This window comes from Candidatus Lokiarchaeota archaeon (genome assembly GCA_014730275.1).
Taxonomy (GTDB): Archaea; Asgardarchaeota; Thorarchaeia; order Thorarchaeales; family Thorarchaeaceae; genus WJIL01.
The window spans coordinates 47,846-68,681 of the sequence record WJIL01000061.1; the positions used below are offsets into that span (position 1 = coordinate 47,846).

Annotated in this window: 15 protein-coding genes; 13 read left to right on the plus strand and 2 right to left on the minus strand. The window is 43.8% G+C overall.

The window, feature by feature from the left end:
* The first annotated feature begins 68 nt into the window (after positions 1-68).
* Positions 69-401 carry a hypothetical protein gene (locus GF309_06495; GenBank protein ID MBD3158425.1) on the plus strand — a complete coding sequence of 111 codons (333 nt, stop codon included), beginning with the start codon at positions 69-71 and terminating at the stop codon, positions 399-401.
* A 71-nt stretch (positions 402-472) separates the two neighbouring features.
* On the opposite strand, the gene GF309_06500 is transcribed toward GF309_06495, so the two are convergent.
* The gene (locus GF309_06500; protein ID MBD3158426.1) at positions 473-2,023 is read right to left on the minus strand and encodes a dihydrolipoyl dehydrogenase; all 1,551 of its coding nucleotides are present in this window, start codon (positions 2,021-2,023) and stop codon (positions 473-475) included.
* 151 nt (positions 2,024-2,174) lie between these two features.
* Between GF309_06500 and GF309_06505 the strand changes: the two genes are divergently transcribed.
* From GF309_06505 to GF309_06525, 5 genes are all read left to right on the plus strand, one after another.
* A complete protein-coding gene (locus tag GF309_06505) occupies positions 2,175-2,417 on the plus strand; it encodes a hypothetical protein (GenBank protein MBD3158427.1) in 243 nt (80 codons plus the stop codon).
* Positions 2,418-2,535: 118 nt separating this feature from the next.
* Entirely contained in the window at positions 2,536-4,359 is a 1,824-nt protein-coding gene (locus GF309_06510) for a hypothetical protein (GenBank protein ID MBD3158428.1), read from the plus strand.
* 179 nt (positions 4,360-4,538) lie between these two features.
* Complete coding sequence (locus tag GF309_06515; GenBank protein MBD3158429.1) at positions 4,539-4,880, plus strand: hypothetical protein; 342 nt, start codon at positions 4,539-4,541, stop codon at positions 4,878-4,880.
* Entirely contained in the window at positions 4,822-6,711 is a 1,890-nt protein-coding gene (locus GF309_06520; GenBank protein MBD3158430.1) for a hypothetical protein, read from the plus strand. Before GF309_06515 ends, GF309_06520 begins: the two co-directional genes overlap by 59 nt.
* Before the next feature lie 114 nt (positions 6,712-6,825).
* Positions 6,826-8,649: a hypothetical protein gene (locus GF309_06525; GenBank protein MBD3158431.1), complete on the plus strand. Its 1,824-nt coding sequence runs from the start codon at positions 6,826-6,828 to the stop codon at positions 8,647-8,649.
* Positions 8,650-8,717: 68 nt separating this feature from the next.
* Here the strand turns inward: GF309_06525 and GF309_06530 are convergent, their stop codons facing one another.
* On the minus strand, positions 8,718-10,286 hold the full coding sequence (locus GF309_06530; GenBank protein MBD3158432.1) for a radical SAM protein: 1,569 nt from the start codon (positions 10,284-10,286) through the stop codon (positions 8,718-8,720).
* Positions 10,287-10,626: 340 nt separating this feature from the next.
* On the opposite strand from GF309_06530, the gene GF309_06535 reads away from it, so the two are divergent.
* The 7 genes from GF309_06535 to GF309_06565 all read left to right on the plus strand — a co-directional run bounded on the left by GF309_06535 (position 10,627) and on the right by GF309_06565 (position 20,805).
* The gene (locus GF309_06535; protein ID MBD3158433.1) at positions 10,627-12,729 is read left to right on the plus strand and encodes a hypothetical protein; all 2,103 of its coding nucleotides are present in this window, start codon (positions 10,627-10,629) and stop codon (positions 12,727-12,729) included.
* Positions 12,730-12,918: 189 nt separating this feature from the next.
* Entirely contained in the window at positions 12,919-13,182 is a 264-nt protein-coding gene (locus tag GF309_06540; GenBank protein MBD3158434.1) for a hypothetical protein, read from the plus strand.
* Positions 13,183-13,271: 89 nt separating this feature from the next.
* Positions 13,272-15,362, plus strand: coding sequence for a hypothetical protein (locus tag GF309_06545; GenBank protein MBD3158435.1), 2,091 nt, complete (start codon positions 13,272-13,274; stop codon positions 15,360-15,362).
* A 36-nt stretch (positions 15,363-15,398) separates the two neighbouring features.
* Positions 15,399-17,282: a threonine--tRNA ligase gene (locus GF309_06550; GenBank protein MBD3158436.1), complete on the plus strand. Its 1,884-nt coding sequence runs from the start codon at positions 15,399-15,401 to the stop codon at positions 17,280-17,282.
* Between the two features lie 82 nt (positions 17,283-17,364).
* The gene (locus GF309_06555) at positions 17,365-18,507 is read left to right on the plus strand and encodes a saccharopine dehydrogenase (protein MBD3158437.1); all 1,143 of its coding nucleotides are present in this window, start codon (positions 17,365-17,367) and stop codon (positions 18,505-18,507) included.
* 205 nt (positions 18,508-18,712) lie between these two features.
* A complete protein-coding gene (locus GF309_06560; GenBank protein ID MBD3158438.1) occupies positions 18,713-19,447 on the plus strand; it encodes a hypothetical protein in 735 nt (244 codons plus the stop codon).
* 152 nt (positions 19,448-19,599) lie between these two features.
* Complete coding sequence (locus GF309_06565; protein ID MBD3158439.1) at positions 19,600-20,805, plus strand: threonine ammonia-lyase; 1,206 nt, start codon at positions 19,600-19,602, stop codon at positions 20,803-20,805.
* The last annotated feature ends 31 nt before the right edge of the window (positions 20,806-20,836 follow it).

Sequence of the window (20,836 nt, forward strand, 5' to 3'; positions counted from 1 at the left end):
TCTTAGGTCTTTCGAACACAAGAATATAATGCACAGAAGCTATTCATACAAGGCAAAAGGTGTGAAACATGACCTCGAAAGTCCTAGTGATAATAGCCAGCGGCAATCCCGATAAAGCTCTTGCAGGAATGATGTACGCTCGGAATGCAATTGTTCACGAATGGATGGAAGACGTTCAAGTCGTATTCTTTGGCCCATCCGAGGAACTACTGAGCTCCAATGAGCAAGTTGCCAAGTCGGCGGCCGCTCTTGCAGATGTAACGGAACCGCTTGCCTGCAAATACATATCCGACCAACAAGAAACATCCGAAGATATTTCCGGATTGGGTATCGGAGTCAAATACGTAGGTACGGTCGTGTCAAATTTCATCAAAGAAGGCTATGTGCCTATGGTTTGGTAGAAATTCACCCGTGGTCAACACGCAAATCTCACGTTGGCAGAGAATCCGCAATAGGCAACATGGAGCAGAGATTACTCGTGATGGTGATGATGTTCTTGACCTTCAAGCGGAGCCATGCTACCTGCAGCTCTTTGCACAACCTCAGACAAAGCCGGATGAATATGAATAGCTTTCAATAAGGGCACGAAGCTCTGACTTTGGGTGTACATGAGATTAGCGACTTCTTGAATAAGAATTGGAGCATGCGGTCCGATGATACTAGCTCCCAGTAGCCTGCCCGATTCCTGATCCGCAATAATCCTCACGAAACCCTCAGGATTGCCCATGGCCATGCCTTTAGCTGTATTTGTGTAAGAAGACTTCCCCACCAGCAATTTGTAATCTGTTTTCTTTGCTTGCCGCAGTGTCATGCCAACAGTAGCAATTTGAGGATGGGAGAAAACGGCTTTGGGAACTGCATGATAGTCAGCTGGAACCAGTTCTTCATCACTGACATCTGGGTCGTTAATCGATTTCACCATATTATGCCAGACAATCTGTGATTCATCATTAGCGACGTGACGGAACATATGCTTTCCAAGAGCGTCCCCGAATGCCCAAATTCGTTCCTTTGAGGTTCGGAAGTAGTCGTCCACAACAATCCAGCCTTTGTCATCGGTTTCTACACCGGTGTTTTCTGGTTTCAGTAAATCAGAGTTTGAACGTCGACCAGTGGCAACGAGAATTTCTTCGGCTTCAAACTCCAGTTCTCCTCCAGTCTGCCGATTCTTTGCGGTTACTTTCTTCATTCCATCTTCTTCTTTGACCCGAATTACTTCATGATTCGTGTGCACTTCCATCCTCTTGGAGAGCTCCGCTTTCAGCAGGTCGGAAACATCATGATCCTCATCTGGAACAAGATATTGATTCCTGCCCAGGATGGTTACATCAGTGCCTACGGCTGAGAAGAAATGACCAAACTCAGCTGCAATGTAACCGCCGCCAACAATAATCAGTGAATCGGGTCGCTTATTGATTTCCAAAATGGTCTTGTTTGTAAGATAACCTACATCCTCGATTCCATCTATGGGCGGTATGAGCGGTCTAGCTCCACTCGCCAGCACAACATATGACGCCTCTATAGTCTCATCGCCGACTTTGATAGTATAGTCATCGATGAACTCGCCCGTTTCATTGTAAAAATCGTAGTCATCTGTTTCAGCAATGGATCGCTCAATTTCTTTTGAATCGCCCCATGTTTCTTCACGCATTCTTTCCATGAGTGACTTGAAATCAATTTCGTCAATGTGCGCCTTCAAATCAATGCTTTCAGCTTCTTCGATTCTTGTAATGATGTCGCCAACATAGGTCAAGATTTTGGTTGGTATGCAACCTCTGTTGAGACACGTGCCACCGAACCTTCCGTTGTCAACGATAGCAACAGACAAACCCTGTTGATAAGCAGGCGCCCCGACGTTTGCTCCAGCTCCAGATCCGACTACTAGCAAATCATATTGCTTCATAATCGTTAAGTCTCTAGATTTCAACATAAAGGTAATGGTACGGAAGGCCCTGTGTAAAAAGTCATACTGATATATCGGATTGACACACATTACTGTTCCGGATTGTCTGTATTCGTGCATAGGAATAGAGAATTAACTACTCATCTTGTCTTCTCACACTGATTCGGGCGACTTTTTCCACAGAGCTGGTACAGAAAGAGAAGATTTACTTATGCCAACACTTTTCACACCATTTTCAATATCTTAAATATAGTTAAGACGTGGTTAACGTATGGAAGTTGTAGAGAAGGTTCTTAGGAAGGACATGAATGAAGTGATGGAAGAAGCCAAGGACTTCTTTGAAGGTGAGATTGGACTATCACTTCGCGATGAAATTGAGGATTGTTGCCTTGAGTTTATCACAAATCAGGGATTTGTAAATGTCCAAGTAAGTGAACGAAATGGAAAAACAGCGGTTACCCTAAGATCCAGAGAATACGAAAGAGAAGCAAACAGATTCATCAGAAACTTGTAAAAATAGCCTCCAAAGGATAAACCTGGACCTCATCGGTGAATATCAGCAATATGTGTGCAAAAATACCAAACAACATCTATAAGCCAGCGTAGCTACACCTATAGCTGGGTCGAGGTTCATGAAGAGGGATAAACTAACGATTTGTGTCATTTCTTTGCTCTTGGTGGGGGTCATACCGCTTTCTGTATTTGCCAACTCCAATACGACGAACTCTATCAAGAACGGTTTGTTTCTAGACAAGATCATGTTTCACCACTTGAACGGAGAAGAAGCTATTCAGGCGCTTTTGGATGATGAAATTCAGCTCATAGGATATATGATTGACCCTACGCTTATGCCTGAATTAGAACAATCTGAAGGGATTGAGATTTCAGAAACTCTGAGAAATGGCTATGGATACATAACCATTAACTGCCGCAAATATCCGTTCAACATTACCGCGTTCAGAAGGGCTCTTGCGTTCGCAATCGACAAAGAAGCCATCTGTGAGGATGTTTGGGTTGGCAAAGCCGAGCCACTTGATAGCCTTGTCCCAAAAATCAATCCCTTCTCTATCGAAGAAGATCTCACATATCACTACTATTCTGCTAATGTCACAAAAGGGAATGAACTCCTTGACGCTGCTGGTTTCAATGACATCGATGAGGACAAATACAGAGAAGCTCCAAATGGTGATTCCTTTAATGTCATAGTAGAAGTAGCTGAATCATCCGAAATTGCGATCGGAGTTGGTTCAATCGTAGAAGAAGCTCTTCAATCTCTTGGAATCAACGGAACTTCAAAACCAACCGATTTCTATGAGTATTTGAACAAGCTATACTTTCACCATCAAGATTATGACATTGCGTTTATGGGCGAATCTTTCTCTGATTTCAGTGTTGACTGGCTTGCTGATATACCTTGGCCGCAGTATGCTGGCGACAGCTGTCATTTCCCTCACTTTACGAATGCAAGTTATGATTCTTGGAAAGACCAGTTGCTTCACAATACGACACTGGAAGGTGTGAAAGAGGCGGCCAGAGAGATGCAGGAAGTCTGGGTCTATCAGAGCCCAGAGATTATCTGCTATGAAACATATGAATACTCTGCTTACAGAAACGATAGGTTCGTAGGATTTGTAAATCAAGTCGATAGGGGGGTATTCTCATTCTGGACAAGCCTACAGACACATCTAAGAGAAGAACAAGGGGGCCCTTACGGAGGTACACTCCATAGGAGCTTCCCCCTAGATGTGGGAACTTTCAACGTGTTTCAACAGCATTGCTACGGCGTTGAGCAGTACTATGAACTTCTCTACGATAGCTTGTTGCGTGAAGGACCAGATGGATATTTCATCCCATGGCTTGCTGAATCATATTGCATTGAAACACATGAAGATAACGAGGAAGTACAACCAGGATATACAAGATTCACCTTCAATCTAGTTCAAAATGCGACTTGGACAGATGGTTCACCGCTTACCGCGGAAGATGTATCGTTCTCATTCAACTTTTTCAGAGATACAGTAGGCAATCGGTTTAGGTACGGACTGGAGGAAATGAAAGCAGCCTTTGCGAAAACAGCGAATACCTTTGTCATTGAATTCAATACTACCTCATACTGGCATCTTCATAATATAGGAACAAAGCCTATCATCCCCAAGCAGGTGTACAATCAACTAGATCCAGGTGAATGGAATTCATACAATTTGAGTCCTCCAGAAGATGAGATGATAACTTCAGGGCCATATAATGTGTCAGACCGCCTTGATGACCATTACACGGAATTTAGCCGAAATCCGAATTACTTCTATCAATACAATGATGGTATATCAACACCTCAGACGACACCACCTCAGTTCATAGTAATCAACCCATTAGCAGTAGGAGTGCTAGTAACTGCTGTTGCGGGTATCGTTGGAGGTTCTGTAATGTGGATACGGGAGATACGATCCATGAGGTGATGCTAATGCCCCATCTCCCAGATTGTCTTTTGTGCACAAAATGAGACTGAATCATTGTTCGCGGCCGATGTTCGACACTTTGCCGAAGACTAGAAGCCATACAAGGAATGTGTAGGTCCTAACAAAACAACAACAATAAGATATCTTCGTATTAATAGGAGGTGTCTTCGGTGTTTCTGATGGGATGGAAAGGAATACTGGTTGGATTCTGTTTGCTGTTGATAGCAATAGTCCCGTTTCTTGCTTTTCCTCAAATTCATGGCACAGAAATCACAAGAGGGGGGCCGTTCAATATCTCATCCTATGAGTTCGGCGAATGCATTGAACTAAGACGTAATTCAAATTACTTCTATCACTACTCTACTTGGGAGCCAACAAACATAACTACGAATCCTCTCGTTCCAATTCTTACTCCTTGGGCCGTGGGAATCGTAACTGCAATTGTAGTTAGCATTTCAGGGCATGCATACTCTGGGTACTGCGCACGAAAACAGGGGAGGAAGGGGAGTGAGAAACCGTAAGAAGAGATTCTTGGGTATTCTATGCATCATTTGCATTGGAGTAATACCGCTATTTGCGAGTTCTCAGACCCATGTAGCAAACACCAGTCAAAACGGCCCATTCCTGAACCAGATCGTTTTCCATGACATGCATATGGGAGAAGGAATTCAAGCATTGTTAGACGATGAAATACAGCTTATCGATGAGTCCATCGATAATACGGCTTCAGCTGAATTAGGAGAATCAGAGCATATAGAAACCGCAGAAATACTCAGAAATGGATATGGCTATCTGAGTATTAATTGTCGACGTTATCCTTTCAATCTAAGCTCCTTCAGAAGAGCCTTCGCATACGCATTAGACAAACAGAAAATATGCGATGAAATCTGGGGAGGATTCGCATATCCCCACGATAGCGTGGTTCCAAGGATCAATCCTTTTTCGATTGAAAACGAACTGAGAAATCACTATTACAATGGCAACATAACACTGGCTAACAGAACACTTGATTCTGGAGGATTTGCTGATATCAACAATGATGGATACCGAGAGGCGCCCAATGGTGAAAGCTTCGAAGTAGATGTTGATATGGGGACCTGGTCAGCTATTGCTATCGAAATCTGTGAGATTGCAGCACAAACTCTCCGAAGCATGGGTATCAAAGCAGTTCATGAGCCACCTGAATACTATGAATACTGGGGAAGAATACCTTACAATTATGATATCGTTTTCCTCGCTGTTTCATTCAATGATTTCACCCTCGATTGGCTTGGATATGAGTACTGGTCCGAATACGCAGACGAAACCTACTGGAACTACCCCAAATTCGTAAATGCATCTTATGATTCGTGGATAGACCAACTATTGCACGCAGTAGAATACGAAAAGGTCTATGAAGCGGCTACGAATATGCAGGAGATTCTGCTTGAGCAGTGTCCAGTGGTCGTTTGTTATGAAAGTTTCAATGTTGCAGCGTACAGAAACGATAGATTCGGTGGCTTTGTAAATGATGTAGCCCATGGGCCGTCGAATTTTTGGTCGAGTCTGAAAATTCACCTTAGAGATGAGAGGGGGGGTCTGTTCGGGGGAACCCTGCATTGGAGTGACTTTCTTATAGTTAGATACCTTCGAAAGCCCCATTCTTGTTCGGACATCTACTATCAAGTATCCGACATATTCGATTTCCTATACGATAGTCTGCTTCGTCAAGGACCAGATGGTAATCTTGTATGTTGGCTTGCTAAGTCATACACCATTCAGACCCATGCGGATAACGAAGCTGTTCCAGTAGGACATACCAGATTCACGTTTGAAGTAAGTAAGAATGTGACTTGGACAGACGGGAAGCGACTTACCGCACATGACGTAGTATTCACATTCAATTATTTCCGACGAGTGATGCCATGGTATGTATCCTCACTCAGGAATATGAATTCGATCTATGCCAAGACTGACTACACGCTCGTTCTTGAGTTTGAAACCGAGTCTTATTGGCATCTTCATTCTATTGCATCTAAGCCAATTATTCCAAGACACATTTTCAGACAGCTGGATCCGGAGGAGTCAGAAAGCTGTGCCATTTCTCTATCGTCAGATAATGTAACATCAGGACCGTTCAGCATATCGAATAATGAATTAGGAAACAAGGTGGAGCTGACTCGCAATCCACATTACTTCAAAAGATACATCCCGCCTGAAATGGATGAACCAACCACAACAACCGGTGGAAAATGGAACGCAATTGATGTCTTATCACCCTTTGTACTGAGTGCATCCATGATTATTTTCGTCGGGACAACCGCAATATGTCTTGGAGATAGAAAAGAAGAAAATCACAGTCTCCGTCATTAGAATAGGGGGCATTGGGTAGATATAGAAATTAGAACTAGCAGTATTTGTGTATCAAGATACCACACAAGAAATAATACTCCATTGACGAATACATGTCTACGGTGATGAGTTTCCATGAAGAGGGACATGGTGGCGATTTGTCTCGTTTCTGTACTTCTGCTAGCAACCATACCTCTGGGTATGCCTTCAACAGTCAATGCAACAAATGTAACTAGGAATGCCTTATTCCTAGACAAGATCGTACTGGATTCGATATATGGAGAGGAGGCCATTCAGGCGCTTCTAGATGATGAAATCCAAGCTATCGATGATACTATACAGTGGCAGTATTTGGATGAACTATCCGAAGCCGAAAGCATCCGCATAGCTGAAATACCTCGGAACGGATATGGATACTTGTGCATCAACTGCCAGAAATATCCACTCAATCTTACTGCCTTTAGAAGGGCATTTTCTTTTGCGATAGATAAAGAAAGAATGTGCGATGAAACATGGGAAGGACATGCCTATCCACAGGACAGTGTGGTTCCAAGAAAGAGTCCATGGTCAATTGAAGAAGATTTGCCGTATCACTACTATGAATCAGAGATTTCCCGTGCCAATCAAATACTGGATCATGCAGGCTTCGATGACATCGATGGCGATTCATTCAGAGAGGCACCAAATGGAGAAGTCTTCAATGTGACCATAGAAACACCCGATTCAGCCTCATTTGCCATGGAAATCGGTGAGATTGCAGAACAAGCATTGCGTACAATCGGAATCAACGCAATATTCGTGCCTACTGAGTTTTATGATTATTTGAACAGGCTCTATTTTCATGGAGATTATGATATGGTTTTCACTGGACGGACCTTTTCCGATTTCGACTTAGATTGGCTCGCCTACGAGTACTGGTCGGAATACGCGGACAAACCTTACTACAACTTTCCAAACTTTCAGAATGACACCTATGATTCCTGGAGAGATCAGCTACTTCATGCAACAGAATATGACAAAGTGTACGAAGCTGCCAGAGAAATGCAAAAGATACTATTCTATCAGTGTCCTATTGTTCCCTGCTATTCGAATTTCGAAATCTCAGCTTACCGAAATGATAGATTTGAGGGTTTTGTGAACGATGTCAGTGAGGGGCCTATAAGCTTCTGGACAAGCCTACAAGTACATCTAAGAGAAGACCAAGGTGGGCCATTCGGTGGCACACTCCACCGAAGCTTTCCATTAGCTATTGGATCTTTCAACATATTTAAACAATGCTGCTATGGTGTAGAGCAGTTCTATACTCTATTCTACGATAGTTTGATGCGACGAGGACCTGATGGAAAGACCGTTCCTTGGCTTGCTGAATCGTATATAGTCGAAACACATGATGATAATGACTATATTTCACCGGAACACGTTCGATTTACCTTTGATTTGATTCAAAATGCAACATGGACTGATGGAAAACCAATTACAGCAGAGGATGTAGCATTCTCATTCAACTACTACGGCAATACGGTAGGCAATCCATTTCGACGGGGTTTAGAAGGCATGATCGCATCTTATGTAGAAGGCAACGACAAATTTGTAATCGAGTTCAATACGACTTCTTACTGGCACCTGCATACTATCGGATACAAGCCTATCATCCCAAAGCATGTATTCAAGAATATCACTGGCACGGACTATCAACACTACTACTCAGTTCCTCCAGAAGAGGAAATGGTAACATCCGGACCATACAACGTATCAGCTCTGGAGAATCGATATGTGGAGTTCAGTCGCAACCCAAATTACTTCTATCGATACACACCAAGCAATGCAAACGAAACGACATCAGAGAACCCCATTGCTTCATTCTTTAGCCCCTTGATGACAGGCGTGTCTGTAGCCTGCACAGTCATATTCGTAGGCACGGGTGTTCTCGAGATAAAAGAGGCTCGAGACAGGAACTAGCTACACAGCCAAATCAGTCATTGAAGTAGCTTGACTGAAGCTACTCCGAGAATTTCCCGTCACTTACCTCATGATTCTAAGTAGCTACTTTCTACTTCTTCGCGATGAATCGTGTTGTAGGTACAGAAGGGGATTATTCGTCCATCAGGTGTCGAGTAGTTGATGCTGCAGTGTTGAACACGCTCCAAATCCAAATTGAAAGGATCTTGAAAATGCATCATCCCAATCATGATGACGCGATGCATGAAAGCTGCGAGCGAATCGTAATCACCCTTGTTGAGAAACGCCTCAATGATTGGGCGCATGAAGGTCTTCTTCTTGATGTGCCTCAAGAAGCCCATGAGTTTGAATTTCGATCTGATACCGGCCAAGCGTTTTCTATCGACATAGAGATTGCAAACATCCTCCAGAACCTCTAGCAATTTCTCGATATCGAGGATTTCCGTTATTGGATAGTAATTGCCGTTCTTGTCAAAGAGCAGAAAAGTGGCCATGCCGCATGCGAAGTGCGAGTGCAGTTCAACCGTCGGTTCGCCTTTCATCAGCCCAAGAGCCCTTCCAACGTTCATCATCGCAGGAACCGGGTACCAGTCCTCTGTCGTAATCCGGTTATCCGTCTGTTCTTCTATCCTCTTGATAGCATCTGGTATTGTGATTCGCATCTCTTTCCGCTTCTCATAGTCGATTCTTCCTGTTATACTGACAGGCTGGAAGTTAATACAGCGAACAATATCGCGGTTATCTATGGCGTAGTTAACTATGTCACCGATTTCTTGGTCATTAACGCCTTTGACGATGGTTGGCACAAGTACCACTCCGTCAAGACCGATTTCTCGGCAATTATCAAGCACCTTGTCTTTTACATTTCGAATGTCCCTACCGCGAGCAAGTTCGTATGGCTTAGCTGTCACACCATCAAATTGGAGATAGATCGTATTGAGACCTGCATCCATAAGCGATTGAAGATATGAAGAATCTCCAGCCATCTTCAAACCATTAGTTGCAATCATGATGTGATTATATCCAAGTTGCTTAGCCCATTGGACGTATTTCAAAAGATGGGGGCTGACTGTTGGTTCACCTCCTGCAAATTGAATACCAGGGCAGGGAACTGGAAGATTACGTCTCAAATTACGAAGCATCTCAAGGATTTCAGACGGCTTCGGCTCAACCACTCTTCCGGACTCCGCAGCATTGGCAAAGCAGATTGGACATCTCATGTTGCACCGATTTGTTACGTCAATAAGACCGAGTGCTGTGTGAGCACAATGATTTGGACACTGGCCGCAGTCCAACGGACATCCCTCTACAGTCTCTGTTCGCGGGTTATCAAGGCCAACTGTCTTGTACCAGTACTGCATAGACCGCCTAAACATGTCTGCATCGGACCAATAGATATCTTGGAATGAACCGTGAATATCACATTCCTTTTTCATGAGAATTTTCGAATCCTCTTCGTACACGGTCGCGTCAATGACATTAACTCGATGATCATCAAGCCAGCATGCAGGACATATAGACTTGGTTGAATATGGTAGAGTTCTTGCTTCGTATTTTTCGGGTCTGTATCGCTCAATTGTTGGTATATTGTGATGAAGCTCCCCAGCAGGTATGCGTCCAATTTCTTCATTGCCCAAGCATCTTCACATCCAGTATACGGAATGGAAAGTTGCAATTTAGACTGGAATGATTCAACTTAAAGCTTTCAGAATGCTAAGCATGACGCATTTTTGAATTTCAGAAGGACATACGCATAAACTTTGAACATGCATACTGGATAGATTTTCCCGTCACGGAACTCGACAATTGGAAAGTGTTTCGGCCAGGTGCAGTAGATGACTCACTCGGGAAGTGTAGCGGACACCATCCTCGAAAACATGTTGTGGTTTATGAACTCGGTACAAGATCGAGGAATAGCTGATGGTAGATTTATTAAACTCAAGAGACAATTTGGAGAAGTACTAAGGTGGGTGCACCATGGCCGATGTTAGCAGACCTGTGTTTGTTGGCATATTCTTGGTTTTGGGGCTTATTTTTCCTTCATACAGTCAAGTAGCAGGTTTGAGCACTATTCCACCACGAAATGCTTCTAATACCAATAGAGATAGATTTGGCCCCTACGTTGATAGTGTTAGGTACGAAGTTATTTCGCAGGAGGATCAGGCTGTTCGGGCTCTGCAGGATGGCGATATCGACCTGATTGGAGATCAAGTGGATCCCTCATTCGTAGCGGAATTGCAGGATGCAGATAACATTGAGATAGCTGAGACTCTGAGAAACGGCAATGGGTATCTCACTATTAACTGTCGGAAATACCCTTTCAATATCACCGCATTCAGGAGAGCACTAGCTTACGCTTTAGATAAGCAAGCCATTTCAGATAACCTCTGGGAGGGGTTTGCATATCCACTCGATAGCTGTGTGCCCCGGAATAATCCCTTTTCTGCTGAAGAACACCTCGCGTATCATTATTACGAAAGAAATTACGAGACTGGGAACCAGCTTCTTGACACAGCAGGCTTCTACGATTCTGATAATGACAGCATCAGAGAAGCGCCAAATGGTGAGGATTTCGACGTATTGATAGAAGTTGCTTGCTCTTCAGATATAGCAATAGAAACCGGTGAGATGGTTGCTAATGCCCTTCGGAATCTCTCAATAGATGCGGTCAGCGGATATGGGTGGAATATACTGAATAGGCTATATTATCACGGTGATTACGATATAATATTCATTGAACAGTCTTTCACCGACTTTGATGTCGATTGGCTTGGCTACGAATACTGGTCAGAGTATTCCGACCAACCATTCTACAATTATCCAAACTTCGAGAATTTGACCTATGATTCTTGGCGGAATCAGTTGCTTCATTCAACAGACCATGAAGAAGTCTATGAAGCAGCAATAGAAATGCAGAAGGTCTTAGCTTATCAATGTCCAATTATCGTCTGTTACCAAAATATCGAGTTCTCAGCTCATAGAACAGACCGCTTTGAAGGATTCAAGAATGATATTGTAGAGGGCGTTCCAAGATATTGGACCAACTACAAAGTTCACCTGAAGGACTCAGAAGGTGGCCCATTCGGAGGAACCCTTACCCGTAGCATTCCCCTCGATGTTGATACATTCAATTTCATGGTCAGCTCCTCTGCTTATACCTATGATGTTCTTGATATGATGCACGACAGTCTGATCAAACCTCATTGGAATGGCCAAGATATCAAATGGCTGGCTGATGACTATCAAATAGAAACTCACGATGATAACCCAAGCGTTACGGAAGGTCATACTCGAATCACATTTGACCTGCTTTCCAATATCACTTGGAGTGACGGAGAAAGCCTGACAGCCGAAGACGTGGCCTTTACCATGTTTTTTTACCAAGAATCCCCGGGTAATCCTCTTGGAAGGGATCTTCGAAATATGACTGGTGCTTTTGCACTATCAAGAAACAGAGTAGCCATCGAATTCAACACTGAATCCTACTGGCACTTACATTCCGTGGGCTACAAACCAATAATTCCCCAACATGTATTCTCAACTATGGATTCTGACAAATGGATGGATTGGAATCCGAATCCACCCAATGAAGCTATGGTTACTTCAGGCCCATTCAATATCACTGAATACGAACCTAATGAATACTGCACAATGACCTACAATCCTAATTACTTCTTCAATGCGCGTTGTTTCGGACCGTCAATTACTCATCCCGAGGATGTCCATTGTGATGTGTTTCATTCACCAGTATCAATCACATGGCATCTAGCCGACATTGATCCCAAGGAGTATCGCTTTATTGTTGATAATACAGTGCAGCGAATAGAGTCATGGGAATCCCAGAATCAAACAGTCACATTTTCAATTGAGGTACTTCTGCCGGGCATCCACAATGTAACCATAATAGCTGTTGATTCCATGGGTAATCAATGCAGTGATATTGTCTTCATCTATGTAGAAGGGCCCGTAGCTACACTCCTAATCATCGCTGGCGTCGGAATCCTTGGTATTTGCATAGTCATAGTGCTTCGAGTTGCATATCAAGAAATTCGAGAAATCTCTAATTCCGAAGTCACTTGATGGATACTGAAATACACTGTAATTTGCAAAGGGTATGCAAGTATCTTGTTTTCGAAGACTTGGCTCAGTCAAACATAACAAGGCATCTACTGCGGAGTTGAAAGCGAATTCGGAATGTGATGCTGTTTTTCTAGCCAAACTTTTGATAATCTGGTTTTTCGTTATCTAAGGGTAATCAGGAAGGATATCATGACTTTTCGAAGAGCTTTAGCTCGTGCAATTAGTAAATGGGAGATTGTTAACCAAGTCTTTGATGAGTTAGCTAACCCGCTAGATAGCTGTGTACCTAAAAATAATCCAGTTTCAGTCGAAAGTGAGTTATGGTACCATTACTATAACGCAAATATCGCACAATCAAATGAGATGCTGGATACAGCTGGTTTCTTAAATGTTGATGGTGATAATCTCAGCATCATTTTGAAGTGTAATCAAGGACACAAAAAGATTGTATAATATGAGGGATATTTTATTCCGGGAGGTCGGCCACAATCAACAAAGGAATACTTCTTCTAGTTGGGGCGATAATTTCTCTCTCTCCATTCTTGATATCTCTCAGTCTGGACGACCGGACCACGATTTCTCCAACCGAACTGGCATTTCCAAATAATCAGGAAAAGAGTGGTCCATTTGTTGAAGAAATTGTCTATGATTTCACCCACAGTGACACTGAAAGCATAGTCGCTTTGCAAGATGGCGAAATCGACATGATAGGAGATATGATAGATCCAACATTTGTGGCCGAACTAACAGATGCAGAAGACATAGAGCTGAGGATTAGTCCGGGAAATGGTTACGGGTATATAGTCATCAACTGCCGGAAATACCCCTTGAATATAACTGCCTTTAGAAGAGCGTTAGCTTACGCTCTAGACAAGCACGCTATTTGTGCGGAAGTGTGGGATGGGCTCGCTCAACCTCTGGATTGTTGTATTCCGGAGATTAATCCTTTCTCTGCCGAAGATGAATTATCATACCATTACTACCAAGGAAAGGTCGAGCTTGGTAACCAGATACTGGATGAAGCCGGTTTTCATGATATTGACAATGACACCTTTAGAGAAGCACCGAATACAGAGGATTTCGAAGTACTTGTTGAAGCTTCTGATTCATCATCAATTTCTGCTGATACAGTTACTTTAGTTGCATCTGCTCTTCAGGACTTAGCAGTGAATGCAACATCCTCATCAACATGGTATAACTTGCCTTCCCCGTACTGGAAAGACGATTATGACATTGTATTTCTAAACGAAATGTTCGATGATTTTGATGTTGACTGGCTTGCCCATGAGTACTGGTCAGAATACGCTGATGAACCGTACTGGAATTCCCCGGGCTTCAAGAATGCCACATATGATTCTTGGCGAAACCAACTGCTTCACTCGCCAAGTCACCGAGAAGTTCTTGAAGCGGCCATCGAAATGCAGAAGATTCTGGCCTATCAGTCTCCGATTATCGTTTGCTATCAAGCCCTCCAAGTCTCAGCTCATAGGACGGACCGCTTTGAAGGCTTCAAGAAGGACCCCATAGAGGGCGTTCATGGATTTTGGACAAATTATAAGATTCGTCTAAGGAAAAACCAAGGCGGACCATTTGGAGGAGCATTTACCTGGAGTAATTCGCTGGATCCTGATACATTCAATTTCATGGTCACTTCTTCCTCGTATACAATGGATATCCTCGATATGCTATATGATAGTCTGATTACGCGTGACTGGGAAGGCGAAGACATAGGATGGTTAGCAGAAGAATACCGTATCGAGATGCATGGCGATAATCCAAGCGTTCCTGTTGGATATACACGAATCACATTCGACTTGATCTCCAACGCTTCTTGGAGCGATGGAGAGAAACTGACAGCAGAAGATGTGGCATTCACATTGAACTACTACCAGCAATCGCCTGGAAACCCTCTAGCTATGGATCTTAAGAATATGACCGCCGCTTTTGCAAAGACGGAAAAAAGCGTGGTTGTGGAATTCAATACTGAATCCTACTGGCACCTACATTCCGTAGGCTACAAACCAATAATTCCTCAACATATATTCTCAGAAATCGGTCTCAATGGTTGGAATACATGGGACCCCATGCCACCTGAAGAGGCTATGGTCACGTCAGGTCCGTTCAATGTCTCGGATTATTCCCCGGGCGAGTATTGTACAATCGGTCAGAACCCGAACTACTTCTACAGTGCTCGAGACATGGGGCCATCAATTAGTCAGCCTGAGGATGTCCATTGTGATGTGTTTCATTCACCAGTATCAATCACATGGCATCTAGCGGACATTGATCCCTATGAGTATCAAATCATGTTTGACGGGAGAGTAGTGAAATCAGAAGATTGGACATCCCCAAACTACTCACTGACCTTCCCGATTGGCAATCTAGCCCCGGGGTGTCATAATCTTACCATCGTCGCATCTGACTCAATTGGAAATCTAAATAGTGATACAGTTTTCATCTTCGTTGAAGGACCCATAGCAACAATCTTGACTGTTACAAGCATCGGAATCATCGGGGTATGCATAGCCATCGTCATTAGATTCGCGTATCAAGAAATGCAGGAGAACACCTCCCTCAACCGAAAACAAGAGCTTAGAAATCGTACAATCTTGCTCCTCATGCATCAGTCTTAAGAATACGAAATACCACCATAGACACGGGTTCTCAACATGAGGATGCTTCAAATCCATAGTAACAGCTTTTCATTTGAGCTCAAAAAGAAGGCTCTGAAGAATGCTGAAGAAGTCGAAGATGAATCTATATCAATTTCGGATTCATGCTTAGTCAACTTCATCGCGGGAGAAAAAAGTGACAGTACAGATATCGAGCTTGTCACCGAAAAAACAACTCAGATGATAGCTAAAGCAGCAGAGGATGTAAATGAGAAGAGGATTGTTGTGTATCCATGGGTGCATCTTACCGAGGATCCAAGCCCTCCACATGTTGCACTCGCACTTCTCCGAAACGTAGCCTCAAAGCTTCAGGAAATGGATTATGAAGTCACTAGGGTGCCATTCGGCTGGTACAAGGAATTCTCTATTCATTGCAAGGGACATCCATTGGCTGAGAGATCCAAAGTGCTTGACATTTCAAAAGCTGAAGGACGAACAGAAGTAAAGGTATCTGAGGATCTGACAGCACTAGAAGCTGAAGAAGAAGCTAAGTCGGTATTCTACATAATGGAACCAGGTGGTGAGCTAACTGAAATTGATGACTATGATTTCAGTGACAAAGAAGAGCTACGAATGTATGTAGACTACGAGATAGCCAAGGATCGTACCGCCCACGAACCCCCAGGGCACATCGACATCATGAAGGACTTAGAGCTTGTAGATTACGAGCCTGGTTCTGATGCAGGCAACTTCCGCTGGCCACCACGGGGTCTCACACTCAAGAAAGCGGTAGAGAAGAGAGTGACCGCAGAAATGGTGGATTATGGTGCACATGTAGTTGAGACGCCACTTATCTACGATTACAATCATCCATCACTCAAGTCATACCTACAGCGATTCCCGTCTAGACAGTACGTTGTGCGGAGTGGCGACAAAGACTACTTCGCTCGCTTCTCAGCCTGTTTTGGACAGTTCTTGCTTGTATCCCAAGCACAGGCTTCCTACAAACAACTGCCATTGAAGCTCTTCGAAATTGCGCCTTCTTACAGGAGAGAGCAATCAGGAGAGCTAGCAGGGATGAGGCGACCAAGAGCATTCACCATGCCAGATATCCATGAGATTGTTTCGGATATCGAGATGGCAAAAGATTCGGTCATGAACCAAATGGAATTCGTCGAGAAACTCCATCAAGAAATGGAAATAGACTACGAGGTGTCATTCCGAGTCCTTAGGTCATTCTTTGAGGAACACAGAGATTTCGTTAATGGTGTAGTTGAGAAAGTAGGACAACCCGTCATGCTCGAGGTTTTTGATGAGCGCTATGCCTACTTCGTATTCAAAGGTGAATGGAACGTTGTTGATTCTCAGGAGAAAGCTGGATGTCTTGGCACAATCCAAATCGATGTTGAAAACTCCAAACGCTTCAACATATCCTACGTGGGTGAAGATGGAGAAGAGCATTATCCCCTGATACTTCATACCTCCCCATCAGGATCCATCGAACGAGTTCTTTATGGTGTTCTTGAGCAGGCGTACAAGGATATGGAAAAGGGCAAGAAACCCTACATACCGCTCTGGATGACACCTGTTCAGGTCAGGCTTGCTCCATTGGACGACAGTTTTGTAGATTATTGCGTTGAGCTTAGCAAAGTCTTCGAGGAAGCCGGTATAAGGTATGAAATCGATGATAGATCCATGACCGTTGGCAAGAAGGTACGATCTGCAGAGAAAATGTGGGTCCCCTATATCTGCGTGATTGGAGATAGGGAAAAGAAGAGCGGGAAGCTCAGTGTTCGAAGACGAGAAGAGGGTGATAATGTCGAGATGACCCCTGAAGAATTGGTCGCACGAATCCAAGAGCAGACAGCTTTTGCACCCAAGCAGCGTCTCCTGTTACCAAACCTCATTTCAAAGCAAGCCATATTCTCAAGAGAGGTCTAAGTCAAACGTCCATTGGATTTAGCCGATACCCTCTTTACGTACCGTGCTCATGTAGCACCATCCATAGAATGGAGACGCAAACATGAAAGCATTGGTATTGGGCTCGGGTCAAATGGGAAAAGGTGTGGCTTTTGATCTCGCTGCGCATGATATATGCACAGAGGTTTTGGTAGGCGATATAGACACGAGAAGAGCAACCGAGGTAGCTGAGTTTGGAGGGCCAAAGGTAGCCCCCCTCAAAATCGATGCGGAGAACAGAGAAGAGATCAAAGATGCCTTTTCTGACGTGGAGGTCGTAGTTAGTTGTGTGAGCTACAGAGTTAATCCACTCCATACGGAGATAGCAATTGAAACTGGGACGAACATGGTTGATCTAGGGGGGAATTTCCAGATAGTTGAACAGCAATTGGATATGAATGACCCTGCCAAAAAAGCTGATATCATCGTAATTCCAGATTGTGGACTTGCGCCTGGAATGACAAATATCCTTGCTAGCAGCGGCATCAACTATCTCGACCGAACTGAAGAGGTCGTAATCAGAGTTGGAGGTCTTCCGAAGAATCCCCGACCTCCTCTGAACTATTCTCTTGTATTCTCTGTTGAAGGTCTCATCAATGAGTACGTAGAACCATGTAGAGTCCTTAAGGAGGGCAAAATTGCTTTTGAAAACCCACTCGTTGGTTTTGAACAAATCCAATTCCCTGAGCCATTTGGGACCCTGGAGGCATTCAATACAAGTGGAGGTACATCCACGTTACCATCAACATACGAGGGAAAAGTTGAGAATCTCAATTACAAGACTATTCGATATCCTGGGCATGGTCATAAGATGTGGACACTGCTGAAGCTGGGTCTAATGAATTCAGAAGAAATGACTGTAGCAGGAACCAAAGTAGCCCCAAGAAAGATACTCGAGAAACTGCTCGAAGAGAATCTCCCAGAAGTTAAGGAGGATGTTACCCTTCTGAGAATTGATGTGAGTGGCTGGAAGGGCACCGAGTCACGCAAGCTAGAGTATGAACTGATAGATCATTACGACGATAGAACCGGACTTACATCAATGGCAAGAACAACCGCATTCACTGCATCAGCTGTTGCCACTATGATTTGCAATGGCAATATCGAGGAAAGAGGAGTATTGCCGCCAGAATTGGCTGTACCGGCGGAACCCTTCATTGCTGAAATGAGGAAACGAGGAATCGATATCAAGAAACGTGTCTTCTGAATTTTCGAGGCAAATCCGAGGAATCTAGGAACATAATTGCTCAAATTGGGCTCTAGACGCCAAGAAGTGCATTGTAAAAGCTGTACGAAAGTTTAATACATAATATCTAGATAATATAGGAGACCAGCTAATCTATGATGCATTACATAGAATAGATGGTTCTTCAAAACTTCAAATGTTAAAGCCTAGAGAGAGAGGATGGTAATTGGGTTCAACGGAGAGAGAACGTTCCAATCTCCCGATTGCATTGCTTGATAAAAGGATGATCTACTATCTATGCTTGAGCTTGGTTGTTGCTCTTGGAGTAGGAGCATTCGCAGGAACTGAAGGATACACGGAAAGTGACGACGGCGACTTAGGTATCGCCAGTTCTTGGAATGAAGATGCTCTGGCTAGAATGGATAGTATTTCAGCTCCCGTCTCTTCGGAGAAGGGTTCTCTGTCAGCATCGGAATGCGGTGAACTGGAATTCGACACAGTCGTTGGCGATATCGAAATTATGAACTACTACATACCTGAAGAAATGCCACTCTGCATTTCAAACGAGACCATGTCTAACTGGTATGTTGATCTCTTTGTTACTGGCGGCTATGAACCGATTGACGCAGAGATCACACTCTACCAGAAAGGTCAGAGAGCTGGCATGGTGTATGTCGATTGGATACGCGGCGAAAAACCAGACTGCTGCCATGAATGGTGGCAAGCCACGTTCTATCTCAAACAGAACATATGCCTTGACAGCAATCAGTATCCTGTAGTAGATGATCCATGGAGCCTCTGTGCTCCCTGCAAGACAATTCCTGATAAGGAAGTAATAGTCGATATCTGGACAAAGTGGACCGGCTGTGAATGCGAGACCCAGCACTTCACGATTAAGCTGACAGATACCAACTTCTCCTACCATTTCCCCAATTCTCCTCTCCAATTTGAAGTCGAGTAAGTGATAATAGTTTAAACAAAGAAAAAGACGATTTGAAAAAGGAAACTTTCTTTCCAGTTATCTTTTCTTCTTCATCACACTTGCCTGCAAAATACTTAATGACAATAACGGACTCGTGGTAATTGGAGAGAAAATTGGTGGATTATTCTAAGATTCATTCTTCAATACAGCAGGCCAAGCAGATACTAAAAGATATAGCTCACATTACCCCACTCGACCATTCAACAACATTCAGTAAAATGGCGAATGGAGAAGTCCATCTAAAACAAGAAAATCTACAAAAAACCGGATCCTTTAAGGTTCGGGGAGCCACCTACGCAATATCTCAGCTTGATGAGAAGGAGAAAGAAGCAGGAGTCATTGCAGCTTCGGCCGGGAATCATGCCCAAGGTGTAGCCTATGCAGCTAGTAGATTAGGAATTCATTCCACCATAGTCATGCCAAAATTCTCTCCAATAGCCAAGATTAACGCCACAAGAGGATATGGAGCCGAGGTAGTATTGCATGGGGAGGTTTTTGATGAAGCCTTGGCTCACGCTAAGAAAACTGCAGAAGAAACGGGGGCGACATTCATTCATCCCTTTGATGCACAAAATGTAATCGCTGGTCAAGGGACTATTGGCTTGGAGATACTCGAGAGTCTCCCCGATGTGGATGTGGTAGCAGTTCCAGTTGGAGGCGGTGGACTGATTTCAGGAATATCGATTGCTATCAAGGAAACAAATCCAGATGTCGAAATCTACGGTGTCGAAGCGGACGAAGCAGCAGCCATGCAGAAATCACTCAAACAGGGAGAAGTAAGCGCGGTCACCGCAATGGATACATTCTGTGATGGCATCGCTGTAAAATCACCAGCTCCCCGCACTGTACAAATCTGTAAGGATCTTGTCGAGGATGTAGTAACTGTAAGTGAGTTGCAGGTTAGCAGGACAATCTTTCATTTGCTTGAGAGAGCGAAGATTGTAGTAGAACCAGCAGGAGCTGTTGGACTAGCTGCCCTACAGCATGGCAAGATAGAAGTTGATGGTCGGAAGGCAGTTGCAGTTCTATCAGGAGGCAACATCGATATGTCAATGATGTCAAAACTGGTTTCCAAAGAGCTCTTCCGACTGGGGCGTAACATTCGATTGAAAGGTACGATCAGGGACAGAGTGGGGGTTCTTAACAAAGTACTTGAGATAGTTGCTGCTTCAGGAGTAAACATCGTCGAAATCACACATGACAGAAGCGATCCGGATATTGAACCCAACAAAGCAGAAATCATTCTTACTTTAGAAGTACCCGATGAAAAAGCTATGAAACAATTGCTGGACATGATGAAAGATAAGGGGTTCAAGTTCCGCGTATACGAAGATTAGCCCGTGGACCAAATTGGGATTAATCTATTTC

Bases quoted from the DNA above. Each gene is read 5' to 3' on its own strand.
- GF309_06495 (MBD3158425.1), top strand. From the start codon at position 69: ATGACCTCGAAAGTCCTAGTGATAATAGCCAGCGGCAATCCCGATAAA.
- GF309_06500 (MBD3158426.1), bottom strand. From the start codon at position 2,023: ATGCACGAATACAGACAATCCGGAACAGTAATGTGTGTCAATCCGATA.
- GF309_06505 (MBD3158427.1), top strand. From the start codon at position 2,175: ATGGAAGTTGTAGAGAAGGTTCTTAGGAAGGACATGAATGAAGTGATG.
- GF309_06510 (MBD3158428.1), top strand. From the start codon at position 2,536: ATGAAGAGGGATAAACTAACGATTTGTGTCATTTCTTTGCTCTTGGTG.
- GF309_06515 (MBD3158429.1), top strand. From the start codon at position 4,539: ATGGGATGGAAAGGAATACTGGTTGGATTCTGTTTGCTGTTGATAGCA.
- GF309_06520 (MBD3158430.1), top strand. From the start codon at position 4,822: ATGCATACTCTGGGTACTGCGCACGAAAACAGGGGAGGAAGGGGAGTG.
- GF309_06525 (MBD3158431.1), top strand. From the start codon at position 6,826: ATGAAGAGGGACATGGTGGCGATTTGTCTCGTTTCTGTACTTCTGCTA.
- GF309_06535 (MBD3158433.1), top strand. From the start codon at position 10,627: ATGGCCGATGTTAGCAGACCTGTGTTTGTTGGCATATTCTTGGTTTTG.
- GF309_06540 (MBD3158434.1), top strand. From the start codon at position 12,919: ATGACTTTTCGAAGAGCTTTAGCTCGTGCAATTAGTAAATGGGAGATT.
- GF309_06550 (MBD3158436.1), top strand. From the start codon at position 15,399: ATGAGGATGCTTCAAATCCATAGTAACAGCTTTTCATTTGAGCTCAAA.
- GF309_06555 (MBD3158437.1), top strand. From the start codon at position 17,365: ATGAAAGCATTGGTATTGGGCTCGGGTCAAATGGGAAAAGGTGTGGCT.